Below are 12,803 nucleotides of genomic sequence, written 5' to 3'. Positions count from 1 at the left end.
TTGCGGAGAGTGCAGGGAAGGGCGGCTGGGGCGTAAAATGTGTATCTGGCTGGTAATACATGCTTTCACCGACTTTGAGGCGCAGATTTTGCTCGGTAGCAGATGGGATTCTTTTGCGCCCTCTCTGCGATGGTGTCCAAATCAAAAAACGCCCAATGTGTTAAATAACTTGAAACAGTATGTGTCCCTGAAAGATATGAAATGAATTCTTACAGAACTCTAACTGCTTGCTTCTCTATGAAAAACAGGAAACTGAAAAGAAAAGAGCCCCTGATCGTATGTTGTGGCACGTACCTTGCTCTGTACCTAGATCGACATGGGGATGTTGCGCGGGAAAAGCCCATGGCCGAATAAGCGTATGCACAGACAAGGAGGTGGCCGGGGAGAGTTTGGGAAATATTCTGGCGAGGAAAAACTCCTCAATCATCGGGTGGCGGCCCGGGAAGTAGACCTTGCTCCAGAAAACATCAGCAACTGTTTGGGTGCAGGCTGAAATAAAAAAATAAAAGAAGTTTGTGAGAAATAACTCCCTGGCCGGGAGTGAGTTAAAAACTAACTGTTAATCTGTACGTAAAAATCTTTAGGGAGGAAACATCATGTTGAACGCATTCTCAATCGCTGAGGTGGCAGAGGAAAAGGTCGCTACCCCGACCGTGACCAAGGCCACCATCATCTGCGCGATCCTGGCCCTTGTCGGTATCGGCGCCGGCCTCTATGCGCAGGTTGTCGGGCATGAACATGCCTTTGCCAACACCAGGGAGATGCCCTGGGGTATCTTGATCGCGAATTATGCTTATTTCGCGATCATCTCAACGGGGCTCTGCCTCTTGGCTGTTCTGAGCCACATCTTTGGGCACAACCGTCTGACCGCGCTCGCCAACCGGATGGTATATCTCTCCATCGTGGTCATCTTCGGCGGATTCCTCATCATCGGTCTTGAACTTGAAAATCCCCATCGCATGCTGCTCTACAACATGCTCTCCCCGAACCTGACCTCCAACATCTGGTGGATGGGAACCCTGTACAGCATGGCCGTGGGCTTCATGTTTGTCGAGTTTTACCTGATCCTGACCAAGAAGTACTCCCTGGCCGTTACCCTCGGCGTACTTGGGGCCATGGCTGAGCTTGCGGCAAACACCAACCTGGGCGCGGTATTCGCGACCCTTTCCGCCCGTCCTTTCTGGTACGGTTCCCAGCTTCCCGTCTATTTTCTTGCCTCGGCCGTAATGACCGGTTCTGCCGCGATCATCCTGTTCAGCAACTGGGCCTATAAGATGCGGGGCGAGGAAATGAGCCAACTCACCCGGGAAGGTCTCCAGGGCGCGGGTAAGGTTATGTTCAGCACCCTCGTGCTGCTGGTCATTGCTACGACCTGGAAGTTCATCGCCGCTTTTTCCGGTGCCGAAGAGGCTCGTCTTGCAGCGCTGAGCCTGATCCAGGGGCCGCTCTCCATGAATTTTTGGGTGTTCGAGACCGTGGTCGGCATGCTTGCCCCCATCGTGATCATGACCCTGTCCCGGATGAAGAGTCAGCAGGCCCTGTCCGCCGCAGCCCTTATGGTGTTGGTTGGTGCGTACTTCCAGCGCTTTGACATCGTGGTTGCCGGTCAGATCGTGCCGATCTACAACGGTTGGGATGAACTGCCGACTTACCTTTCCTATGTCCCCTCCGTGGCGGAGTTTCTGATCGCCCTGGGTGGCTTCGGTCTTATTGGTCTCGGGTTCCTCCTCGGCGAGCGGTTTTTCGGCAAGGCCTTCCGGCCCAACGGCAATCATTAATCACTGCCCCGTACGCGGCTGAGTAAAGATAAATGACCTCCTGCGGGTGGGATATCCCGCCCGCAGGAAGCTCAAACCGGAGTAGAGACCATGATATCTGACAACAAGGCAATCTTCACCATAGGAACCGCGGCGAAAATGCTGGAAGTGCATCCGCGGACCCTGAGGATATACGAACGGGAAAACCTGATCACGCCTTTACGCAACGGGCAGTGGCGTTACTACACCATGGATGACATCAAGTGGATTCAGTGCCTGCGGGACATGATCCATGAGCATGGCATCAGCATCGCGGCCATTAAGAAGCTGTTGCAGTACACCCCCTGCTGGAATATTGCCGACTGTCCCTTTGAGAAGAGAAAGCAGTGCACGGCCTTTATGTCCAGCGGGCTTGTTCCCAGAAAGATCAGTGTGGAGCAGAGATCTGGGGATGTTGCCGCCTGAGCAAGGGGAGCGGCTATTTTTTTAACAAGGAGAACGACAATGACCACCATCACGCAGTTTTTGGATAAAATCAATCTCAGCGGTTTGGGTGCGGACGAAGTAAAGGGAAGCGTTCCGGCCAGGGTTTCTTTGCAGCAGATCAGCGAGGCTTGTTGGGGAGTTGCAACCTTTGTCCTGTTTCTTTTGTTGGGGCCGTTTTCAGCCATTGCCGCCATCTGCAGTGTAATCTCCTTGGCAAAGCAGGGGAATGGGGCCGAGCCGGAGGCGATGGTCTGAGATGCAGCTCGGCGAAGCACATGTGTCCCTTGGCAGAGCAGGAAGGGGCCAGTCATGATGGCTGTGATCAGGAGTGAGCGACCAGTTGTGGAAAAACTGACTGGTGATTGACTCTTGGTTGCAGGGATGGCAAGAAATAAGACAAAAAAAGCTGCTCGATTGAGCAGCTTTTTTTTGTCTATGAAGCAGGAAGCTTACTTGTGGCAACCGTCACACTTGGTCGGGCCGGCATTCTTGGCTTTGTGGCAGCCCTGGCAGAGAGCGTGACCTTTCTTCATATCCCACTTCTTGTCCGCCGGGAAGTTGGCGTCCTTGTGGCAGACATCGCATTCATTCTTGGCCTGATGCTTGGCATGGGGAAATACTGCGGGTTTCTTGGCTGCATCGGTCTTCAGGGTGATATCGGCCGGGCCCTTGTCTGCGGCAAGAGCGGAGCCTGCAACGGTAAGGCCAAAAACAAGCGCGAAGGCTGCGGAACAGATAACGGATTTCTTCATTGTTCTTCTCCCTTAATACAGTTGGTTTATAAAATTGGGTTTATGAATCCCCATTCACTTACAAATGTTGTTTTATAAACCTACTTGCCAAGCCTTGTCAAGCAGGAAGAATATTTGGGATCCAGTCCGTTTGTTTCTTGTGGCTGACGGCTCAGATCAGCTGCCGCCGTAACTGTGCAGGCCGGAAAGCAGGAAGTTGACGCCATAGTAGGTGAAGATCACGGAAAGGAAGCCGAGTACAGCTAGCCAGGCGATGCGCCGCCCTCCCCATCCCCTGGTGAATCTGGCATGGAGGGTTGCCGCGTAGACAAACCAGGTGATCAGCGACCAGGTTTCCTTGGGATCCCAGCTCCAGTAAGTGCCCCAGGCGGAGTTGGCCCAGACCGCCCCGGTGATGATGCCGGCGGTGAGCCAGAGAAAACCGAAAACCAGGGTCTTGTGGATGATGTCGTCGATCACCTTGAGCTCGGGCAGGGAGGCAAGGAGGGAGCCGGGGGTCTCGTTGGTCTTCCGGTCCTTGAGCAGATACATGATGCCCATGCCGCTGGCCACCGCAAAGGCCGCATAGCCGACAAAGCAGGTGATGACATGGGCGATGAGCCAGTTGCTTTGCAGGGCAGGGATCAACGGTTTGATTTCCTTGCCGAACTGGGGGGAAAACGAGGCATAGGCCATGCTCACAAAGGCAAAGGGCATGGAGAAAGCGCCCAGAACCCTGTTCTTGTACTTCCACTCAAGGCCGAGGTAGAAGATGGCAATGGCCCAGGCGAAGAACACCAGGGATTCGTACATGTTGGAAAGGGGCGCATAGCCGATGCCTGCCTGATACGATTCTTGCCAGCGCAGGGCGATGCCCGCAGTGTTGATCAGAAAGGCGCAGGCGGTGATCAGCGTGGCGAAGAGGCCGAGCTTTTTTGCCCGAAAGACAAAGATAGCGATGTAGAGCATGGCGGAAAAAAGATAGGCAAGCGTTGTTATGCCCAAGAGTTGTGAACTGTTCATGGCAGGTCCTTAAGCGTTTTGAAGCGTGGATTCGTGGGTGAAGCACTCGACAAGGGCGGCAAATTCTTTTTCAAAGGCGATCTTGTTTTTGCTGCTGGCACCGCAAACGAGTATCCGGCAACGGTCATCAGCCTCTTCCTTGGTAATATAAACCCAAACTCTCCGGTGCGAAAGAAAGAAAGCGACGTAGAGGCCTATCAGCATGAGGGCACACCCGGCATAAACGGTCCAGACCCCGGGGTCCTTGGCGACCTGAAGGCCGGTGGCGTACACCTGGCTTGCTTCGAAGTCATAGGTTGCGGTCGGGCTGGAAATGGTCTGGGACGCGTTGTTGTCCATCCAGAAGATGCTGGGGTCGCCCTGGCCATCGGAAAACCACACCTTCAGTCTGCCGACATCTCCCATGCGGCTGCGCACCTCCTGGTTGATAACCCCGAAGTCGATGCCGCCTTCCGGCCAGCTGATTTTCTGGCCAAAGGGAATCTGGAAGGACTGGCTGACCTTGGTGGCTCTGTTGGTGATGACCACGTTGAAGCCCTGCATGGGCTCGTAGCTGGATTGGTAGAAGGTGATGCCCTTGTAGTCCAGAGGATCGTTGACGATGATGGCCCGTTTGTCGATTATGGTTTTCCCGTTCTCCAGTATCGAAAGGTTGGAGCGGAATTCCTTGGGGGTTGTTCCGTCTGCGTAAAATGAAACGTTGAAATCATCACATTGCACGGTGAAGCCGAGGGAGAGGGGTTTCTCGGTGCCGGTTTCGTAAACGGTATCGGTGGCGCTTCCTTCCGGGATCATGACGCCGGCCTTGAACCCGAGCAAGGAGCCGATGATGGCCCCGGCAAAGATGATGAGGATGCTCAGGTGGACAGCGTAGACGCCCAGGCGACTCCAGGCCTGCTTTTGGGAAAAGAGGAGCGAACCGGTGGGTTTATTCGCGCTCTGCGCCTTCCAGCCGTTTTTTGCAAGCAGGGTGGTGGCCATCTCCGCAAGGGCGCTGGAATCCCCACGGGCACGGAATTCTTGGCGGTGGGGCATTTTTCCCAGCCGTTCAGGATCAATGTCCAGGTTGTTCATCACCACCATCTGCCAGACATTGGGCAGCCGGTCGATGGTACAGACGATGAGGTTGATGCTGAACAGGAGTAGCAGGCTGATAAACCACCAGGAGTTGTACATGTCCGGCACATCGAGCATCTGGAAGAACTGCGCGGTGCGCTGGCCAAAATTTTCGATGTAAAACGCGGGCGGGTTTTTTTGGGGAATAAGCGTGCCGATGATGGAGGTTGTGGCAAGGATCAGCAGGGAAAAAAGAGCAAGCCTGACGGATGCGAAAAAGCGCCACACCATGTTTTCTGTTTTTTTCATATGCGCCTTGTGAACGAGGTGATTTTTGAGGTGATGGATGGGAAAAAGACAGAAGGTTCTGCCTTGGTTGCAATGTGATCCCGTTGGGTAATTGTCTGTAATCTCTACCCGTGTTTGCCTTGGGCTGTCAATAAAAAAACTCCCCAGGGGGCGGGTATTTCCGCCGGCAAGGGAGCCTTGGTTGTGTGCCGCGTCTGTTGATGGCTGCGGGAAGGGTGGCAAGTGCCCTGTGGTAACAAGACACCGCTCCCTCCGGTTTGTTCCACCCTTTTTCGCGGAACCGTTTTTTTCCGGCGCGGACAAAAAAAGAGAACAAAATACTTGTCAACTGCAGGGAGAAGGTGTATACATTTTTCTCTTTGAAAAGGGACTAAGCCGGAAGAAATCAGGCTGTCTCGGTATAATGATTTCAAAATGTCCGCTGGCGCGGTTTGTTAAAGGAGTTATGTCATGTCGAAAAAATGTGCGATTTGTGGAAAAGGCCCGACCACCGGCAACAATGTAAGTCATGCCAACAATAAGAACAGAAGGCGTTGGCTGCCGAATCTGCAGCGGGTAAGAATGGCTACCTCCGGGGGCAATGGCATGCAGGTCCGTGTTTGCACCCGTTGTATCCGTTCCGGCGCCGTGGTCAAGCCTGCCTGATATTTTCCGAAATTGTTATTGATAGCCCCTGCTTCCTTTTTGCGAAGCTGGGGCTTTTTTTTGTGGGAAAGCGTCAGGCTGGATCACTCTCTGCCCTTGGACAATTTTCCCCCTCCCCCGCCGGCCAAAAGCTTGCCGGTAAGCGAGCTCTTAGGTTCTCCTGGCCTCCAAAACGCCATCAAGCTGCTGCACATGCTGCAGCAGGCGTAAGAGATGTTCCCTGCTGTTTATTTCAACAACTATAGAGATCTTGGCGATCCCGCCGCTTGAGGTTGTTGCCTCAAGGGTGAGGATGTTGGCGTCGTCGTGGCTGATCGCATTGCTGAGCGTGGCCAGCAACCCTTTCTGGTCCCGGGCGATAACCTGAATCTGGGCCCGGTGGGTGGCCTTGATGTTCTCGGCCCAGCTGACGGCGATAAGACGCTGCGGGTCTGCGGCTTTAAGGTTGGGGCAGGATGCCTTGTGCACGGAAATGCCCCGGCCGGAGGTGATGAAGCCCCCGATCTCGTCTCCTGGCACCGGCATGCAGCAATGGCTGATCTTGGTAAGAACATTATCCGCTCCGCTTACCCGGATGATGTTGTCCCTGTCCGGCTTTCTCCCTCCCTTGGTCGGGGCCGCCGCCTGAACGATATCCTCCGGCAGGGTTTCCCGGATTTCCTCGGGCTGCAATTCCTTGATAATGGCTTGCACCATCATTTTTCCCGAGCCGACCCTCCGCATCAGGTCGTCAAGGGAGTTGCAGGCAATGGTTTTGAGGAGCTCCTTGAGATGGCCGGTTTTGATCAGTTTTTTCAGACTGATGTTGTGTCTTTTCAACTCACGTTCGCAGATTTCCCGGCCGACCTGTAGGGTTTTTTCCCGTTCTTCCTGGCTGAGCCACTGACGGATCCGGCTTTTCGCCCGTGCGGTTTTTACCAGGCCGAGCCAGGAGCGGTTTGGCGTTTGTTTGGGCGAGGTGATGATCTCCACCAGATCGCCGTTTTGGAGCTGGGTTTTGAGTTGGGTGATGACTCCGTTGATCTTGGCGCCGGTGCAGCGATTGCCCACCTCGGTATGGATGCTGTAGGCAAAGTCAATGGGGGTGCTGCCCTTGGGGAATTCCTTTACCTCCCCGGTGGGGGTGAGGACGAAGATTTCCTCCTCGTAAAGTTCCCCCTTGACCGCATCAAGAAATTCCCTGGGGTCTTCCAACTCCTGGAGGGTGTGCACCAACTGCTTGAGCCATTTGAAAAGCCTGGCGTCCTTGGTGGTGATGGCCTTGCCTTCTTTGTAGGCCCAGTGGGCGGCAATGCCTTCTTTGGCGATCTGGTCCATCTCCTCGGTGCGGATCTGGACCTCCATGAACTCCCCGCGCAGCCCGATCACCGAGGTGTGCAGCGACTGATACATATTGCCTTTCGGGGTACTGATGAAATCCTTGAAGCGCCCATCCACCGGGGTCCACAGGGAATGGATGATGCCTAAAGCCTCGTAGCACTCCTTGACCGAGGAGACGATGATCCGGAAGGCCACCTTGTCGTAGACCTTCTCGAAGGGGATATTCTGGGCCACGAGTTTCTTGTAGATGCTGTAAAGATGTTTGGGCCGACCCAGCACTCGGAACCCCTTGAGGCCATGCTCGGTCAGCTTCTGGTTGAGCAGCGCCTTGACTTCATCCACATAGGTTTCCCGATCGGCAAGGGAGGTGTGGATCTTGGTGGCGAGATCCTGGTATTCCTCGGGGTGGAGATAGGAGAAGGAGAGGTCTTCCAGTTCACGCTTGAGCCAGTCGATCCCCAGCCGGCTGGCCAAGGGGGCATAGAGGTCCATGGTCTCCTGGGCAAATTCCAGCTGTTTCTCACGCGGAACCTGCTGCAGGGATTGCATGTCGTGCAGCCGGTCGGCCAGTTTGACCAGCAAAACCCGGATGTCGGAAGACATGGCCAGGAGCAGCTTTCGGATATTTTCCGCCTGGTAGGCGAGGCGGCTGTTGAACTGGACATCGGTGATCTTGGTGGCGCCCTTGACGATGTTGGTGACATCGTCGCCAAAGGCCTCGCGGAGGGTTTTTTCCGTCTCCTTGAGGTTCTCTGCTTTCTTGAGCACGCCGTGCAGGAGGCCCGCACAGAGGGTGGGGACATCCAGGCGCATGGTCGCCAGGATGTCGGTGACCATGAGGGCGTGGTAGAGATAGGGGCGACCGGAAAGGCGATGCTTGCCCGAGTAAAATTCCTCGGCAAAGGCATGGGCCTTGGTGAGCAGGACGAGATCTTCCTCGGGCATGTAGCCCCTGGCTCGTTCGACTATTGCTTCTATGGTAACCATGCGGTTGTCGGCGGTAATGGTCTTTGTTTGGGTTCGTTTACTCTGGCGGAGCCAGGGCGCTGCGGACCAGATCAATGAGTTTTGCCCCGGCTTCGGCCAGGGGCAGGCTCAGGGTGTTGCCGGTGGCCCGGTCGCGAATCTCCACCTCTCCTTTTTCGCTGAAGCCCTTGCCGACCATGATCCGGTAGGGAATGCCGAGCAGATCCGCGTCCTTGAACTTGCTGCCAGGCCGTTCATCCCGGTCGTCCAGAAGCACCTCGATCCCGGCCTTGCCCAGCTGGCCATACAGTTCGTTGGCCGCCCCGGTGATCGCCTCGTCCTTGGGCGAGAGGTTCAGGAGGATGACCTGGAAGGGCGCGATGGGCACCGGAAAGATCATGCCGTCCTTGTCGTGGTTCTGCTCGATGGATGCGGCCACGGTGCGGCTGACCCCGATGCCGTAGCAGCCCATGATGAAGGGCTGTTCCGCGCCTTGGTTGTCCAAAAAGCTTGCCTTGAGCGCCTCGCTGTATTTGGTGCCCAGCTTGAAGATGTGGCCCACCTCGATGCCGCGGGTCAGCTCCAGGCTCCCGCCGCAGGCAGGGCAACGGTCTTCGCTGGTGATCTGGCGCAGATCGGTGATGGTCTGCACCGTGAAGTCGCGATTGAGATTGGCATGGAGCAGATGGTAATTCTTCTCGCCCGCGCCGATGGCGAAGTTGTGCATCCGGGTGAGTTCGCTGTCCGCCAGCACGGGGATGGTCAGGCCGATGGGCCCGAGATAGCCGCTGGGTGTGCCGGTGGCGTCGAAGATCTCTTTGTCCTCGGCCAGCCGCAGGTTGTCGGTGTTCACCCCCAGGGCATTGGCCAGCTTGACTGTCTGCACCTCGTGGTCGCCGCGGAGCAGGACCGCAACCGGCTTCTCCTCGGCCATGTAGACCAGGGTCTTGACCAGCTCCTTGGCGGAAATCTTCAGGAATTCAGTGACCGCAGCCACCTTTTTCTTGCCCGGGGTTTCGATCTTTGTCAGGGCGAGCAGGGGCGGCGCGGCTGGCGCGTCCGGAGTCTGGCAGCGGGCCTTTTCCATGTTGGCCGCGTATTCGCACCCCTTGCAGATCACGATGGTGTCTTCGCCGGTGTCGGCCAGGACCATGAACTCGTGGGAGAAGCTGCCGCCGATGGTGCCGGTGTCCGCTTCCACCGCCCGGAAGGCCAGGCCGCAGCGGGAAAAGATCCGGTGGTAGGCCTGGTGCATCTTTTTGTAGGTCGCGTCCGCCCCATCCTCGGTGGCGTCGAAGCTGTAGCCGTCCTTCATGATGAACTCCCGGCCGCGCATCAGGCCGAAGCGGGGCCGGATCTCATCCCGGAACTTGGTCTGGATCTGGTAGAGATTCAGGGGTAGCTCCTTGTAGGAGTGGACGTTGAACCGGATCAGGTCGGTGATCACCTCTTCATGCGTTGGTCCGAGGCAGCTTTCCCGGCCGTGCCGGTCGGTGAAGCGCAGCAGCTCGGGGCCATACTTTTCCCAGCGCCCGGATTCCTTCCAGAGATCCCCCGGCTGAACCATGGGCAGGAGCAGCTCCTGGGCCCCGGCCCGGTTCATCTCCTCGCGGACGATGCGTTCGACCTTGCGGATGGAGGCAAGGCCCAGAGGCAGGTAGGAATAAATCCCCGAGGAGAGTTTTCTGATGAATCCGGCCCGGAGCAGCAGCTGGTGGCTGACCACCTCGGCCTCGGAGGGGGTTTCTTTCAGGGTGGGGATGAGCAGTTGGGAAAAACGCATGGGGCACCTGGTAAGCAGTTATGGTTTAGGCGCGTTCTGGCGCGCCTCTTCGATCATGGTGTCGATCTCGGCCAGGAAAACGGCCAGGAGCTTGTCCTCGGCCACCTTCTTGTACAGTTGGCCCTTCTTGAAAATAATGCCGACCCCGTGGCCGCCAGCCACCCCGATATCGGCTTCTTTCGCCTCGCCCGGGCCATTGACCACGCAGCCCATGACCGCGATCTTTAAGGGGGTTTCGATGTTCTGGATATGGCGTTCCACCTGCTCGGCCAGGGAGAAGAGGTTCACCTGGCAGCGGCCGCAGGTGGGGCAGGAGATCAGCTCCGGCCCCCGTTCGCGGATGTGCAGGCTCCTCAATAGTTCGTAGCCGACCCGAATCTCCTCCACCGGATCCCGGGTCAGGGAGATGCGGAAGGTGTCGCCGATGCCTTCGTAGAGCAGGATGCCCAGGGCCACGCTGGATTTGACCGTGCCGGCAATGAGGCCGCCCGCCTCGGTGACTCCGAGATGCAGGGGGTAGTCGCATTGGCCGGACAAAAGCCGGTATGCCTCCAGGGTGGTGAGGGCGTCCGAGGACTTGAGGGAGATCTTGATCTGGTCAAAATCCAGCTCCTCCAGCAGACGCACATTGCGTAGGGCGCTTTCCGCCAGGGCCTCGGGAGTGGGGTGGCCGTGTTTTGCCAGGATATCCTTTTCCACCGAGCCGGAGTTGACCCCGACCCGGATGGGCACAAGGTGTTGTTTGGCCGCCGCCACCACCCGGGCCAGCTTGTCCTGGCCGCCGAGGTTGCCGGGATTGATCCGGATGCCCTGGGCGCCGTGCTCCATGCTGGCTACGGCCAGCCGGGCGTCAAAATGGATGTCGGCGATGAGCGGGATGGATATCTGCTCCCGAATCCGGGTGATGGCCGCCGCCGCCTCCAGGTCCAGAACCGCCACCCGGATGATCTCGCAGCCCGCCTCGGTGAGCCGGTGAATCTGGGCCACGGTGGCTTCCACATCCCGGGTGTCGGTATTGGTCATGGACTGCACGGCAATGGGGGCGTCACCGCCCACCGGTACGTTGCCCACCTTGATTTGTCGTGTTTTTCTCCGGGTTATCATGGTGCGAGAGTATACACTTTTGCTTTTCTTCCTGCATCCATCTTTTGTCGGGCGGGCCAATGCGGTGCGGTATTTTTTTTGCCACGAAAAACAAGGAGAAAATAAAGGGTTGTCCGGGCGAGTTGGTTGGTTGGTTTGTGGGTCATTTGGACAACCATGCGAAAAGGCTTTGTTTTGTCGATTTTACGGCCGAGCCTCGTGGCAGGTTGGTCTTGAAAAAACGAAGGCCAGCTGGTAGGGTGCGGCCATGAAACTTCTTGTTACCGTGCTTGGGCTGGTCTTTGTTCTGGAAGCGATTCCCTATGTCCTTTTTCCCGAGGCCATGCAGCGGTGGCTGGCGCGAATCGGCCAGATGCCAGCCGGGGCCTTGCGGGCCACGGGACTCTTTGCCCTGGGGCTTGGCCTGCTCCTCTGTTATCTCACCCAGCGAACCGGGCTGTTTCCCTGACACCAGAGTTCGGCTCCTCCGATTTTTCTCTCATTCCCCGTCCAGTAAACTCAAATGGAATCCATGGCCAGCAACGCTGATTTTTTTCTTGCCTCCTATCACTTCGTCCTGCCCGAGGAGAATATCGCCCAGCATCCCCTGAGCCGCCGTGATTCTTCGCGGCTGCTGGTGGTGGATTGCCTGACCGAAGAGACCAGGGACCGGCAATTTGTCGACCTCAGTGATTATCTTGCTCCGGGGGATCTTCTGGTGGTCAACAACACCCGGGTTTTTCCGGCCCGTCTGCTGGGCAGAAAGGAAACCGGTGGCAAGGCGGAGCTATTGATCCTGGAATATCCGGTTCCGGAACCGGATTCTGGCCGTGGGGAGACCGATGGCTGGCAGCAGGCCGAGGTGATCGGGCTGGTGAAAAGCGCCAAGCGTCCGCAGCCGGAAGGAAAGCTGCTTTTTTCTGAAAATCTGGTCGGCACGGTGCGGGAGTTGCTCCCCGACGGCAAGGTGCGGGTTGCCTTGCGTTTTCGGGGCGATCTGGCCAGGCTTCTCGAAGAACACGGGCAGATGCCCCTACCTCCCTATATCCGTCGGGAAGAAGGGCAGAGCGAGGAAGACCGGCAGCGCTATCAGACGGTTTATGCCGAAAGTCCCGGGGCAGTGGCTGCGCCCACCGCGGGGCTCCATTTTACCCCTGAGCTTCTGGCGAGAATTCAGGCGCAAGGGGTTCGCGTGGCCCAGGTAACCCTGCATGTCGGCTACGGCACCTTTGCCCCGGTGCGGGTCGAGGATATCCGGGAGCATGCGATCCATGCCGAATATCTCATGGTTTCCGAAGAGACAGCCGCGCTGGTCAATGAAACAAAGGCTTCAGGGGGGAGGATCTGGGCGGTGGGCACCACCTCAGTGCGGGCCTTGGAGTTTGCCGCCCAGGATACAGGGCAGGTTGCAGCCCGCAGCGGTTTTTGCGATCTCTATATCTATCCGGGCTTTCAGTTCAGGGTGGTGGACAACCTGATCACCAACTTCCATCTGCCGCAGTCATCCCTGCTCTTTTTGGTCAGCGCCCTGGCGGGACGGGAGAAGATTCTTGCTGCGTACGGGGAGGCGGTGGAGAAAGGGTACAGGTTTTACAGCTACGGGGACGCCATGGCCTTGATTACCAGGCATCCCCGGGGGTGAGT

General features: G+C 57.0%; 12 protein-coding genes. 6 read left to right on the top strand and 6 right to left on the bottom strand.

Annotation, left to right across the window (positions count from 1 at the left end; genetic code table 11):
• Positions 1-596 precede the first annotated feature (596 nt).
• From nrfD to ACZ46D_RS07215, 3 genes are all read left to right on the top strand, one after another.
• Complete coding sequence (gene nrfD / locus ACZ46D_RS07225) at positions 597-1,778, top strand: NrfD/PsrC family molybdoenzyme membrane anchor subunit (protein WP_464926783.1); 1,182 nt, start codon at positions 597-599, stop codon at positions 1,776-1,778.
• Between the two features lie 90 nt (positions 1,779-1,868).
• Complete coding sequence (locus tag ACZ46D_RS07220) at positions 1,869-2,222, top strand: MerR family transcriptional regulator (RefSeq protein WP_464926782.1); 354 nt, start codon at positions 1,869-1,871, stop codon at positions 2,220-2,222.
• Positions 2,223-2,261: 39 nt separating this feature from the next.
• Entirely contained in the window at positions 2,262-2,498 is a 237-nt protein-coding gene (locus ACZ46D_RS07215; RefSeq protein WP_464926781.1) for a hypothetical protein, read from the top strand.
• A 194-nt stretch (positions 2,499-2,692) separates the two neighbouring features.
• Here the strand turns inward: ACZ46D_RS07215 and ACZ46D_RS07210 are convergent, their stop codons facing one another.
• The 3 genes from ACZ46D_RS07210 to resB all read right to left on the bottom strand — a co-directional run bounded on the left by ACZ46D_RS07210 (position 2,693) and on the right by resB (position 5,362).
• Entirely contained in the window at positions 2,693-2,995 is a 303-nt protein-coding gene (locus tag ACZ46D_RS07210) for a cytochrome c3 family protein (RefSeq protein ID WP_464926780.1), read from the bottom strand.
• A 156-nt stretch (positions 2,996-3,151) separates the two neighbouring features.
• Entirely contained in the window at positions 3,152-3,997 is an 846-nt protein-coding gene (gene ccsB, locus ACZ46D_RS07205; protein ID WP_464926779.1) for a c-type cytochrome biogenesis protein CcsB, read from the bottom strand.
• A gap of 9 nt (positions 3,998-4,006) precedes the next feature.
• On the bottom strand, positions 4,007-5,362 hold the full coding sequence (resB, locus tag ACZ46D_RS07200; protein ID WP_464926778.1) for a cytochrome c biogenesis protein ResB: 1,356 nt from the start codon (positions 5,360-5,362) through the stop codon (positions 4,007-4,009).
• Between the two features lie 450 nt (positions 5,363-5,812).
• Between resB and rpmB the strand changes: the two genes are divergently transcribed.
• Positions 5,813-6,007, top strand: coding sequence for a 50S ribosomal protein L28 (gene rpmB, locus ACZ46D_RS07195; RefSeq protein ID WP_423122967.1), 195 nt, complete (start codon positions 5,813-5,815; stop codon positions 6,005-6,007).
• A 150-nt stretch (positions 6,008-6,157) separates the two neighbouring features.
• Here the strand turns inward: rpmB and ACZ46D_RS07190 are convergent, their stop codons facing one another.
• From ACZ46D_RS07190 to ispG, 3 genes are read right to left on the bottom strand one after another with little or no spacing between them, the layout of a single operon-like run.
• Complete coding sequence (locus ACZ46D_RS07190; RefSeq protein ID WP_464926777.1) at positions 6,158-8,314, bottom strand: RelA/SpoT family protein; 2,157 nt, start codon at positions 8,312-8,314, stop codon at positions 6,158-6,160.
• 37 nt (positions 8,315-8,351) lie between these two features.
• Positions 8,352-10,076, bottom strand: coding sequence for a proline--tRNA ligase (locus ACZ46D_RS07185; protein ID WP_464926776.1), 1,725 nt, complete (start codon positions 10,074-10,076; stop codon positions 8,352-8,354).
• A gap of 18 nt (positions 10,077-10,094) precedes the next feature.
• Complete coding sequence (ispG, locus tag ACZ46D_RS07180) at positions 10,095-11,240, bottom strand: flavodoxin-dependent (E)-4-hydroxy-3-methylbut-2-enyl-diphosphate synthase (RefSeq protein ID WP_464926775.1); 1,146 nt, start codon at positions 11,238-11,240, stop codon at positions 10,095-10,097.
• A gap of 187 nt (positions 11,241-11,427) precedes the next feature.
• On the opposite strand from ispG, the gene ACZ46D_RS07175 reads away from it, so the two are divergent.
• Both ACZ46D_RS07175 and queA read left to right on the top strand, forming a co-directional pair.
• Complete coding sequence (locus ACZ46D_RS07175) at positions 11,428-11,628, top strand: DUF2065 domain-containing protein (RefSeq protein ID WP_464926774.1); 201 nt, start codon at positions 11,428-11,430, stop codon at positions 11,626-11,628.
• A 54-nt stretch (positions 11,629-11,682) separates the two neighbouring features.
• Positions 11,683-12,801, top strand: coding sequence for a tRNA preQ1(34) S-adenosylmethionine ribosyltransferase-isomerase QueA (gene queA / locus ACZ46D_RS07170; RefSeq protein WP_464926773.1), 1,119 nt, complete (start codon positions 11,683-11,685; stop codon positions 12,799-12,801).
• The last annotated feature ends 2 nt before the right edge of the window (positions 12,802-12,803 follow it).

The sequence above is a fragment of the Thiovibrio sp. Mzg5 genome, assembly GCF_055379285.1.
This window is presented reverse-complemented; position numbering and strand designations above follow the sequence as displayed.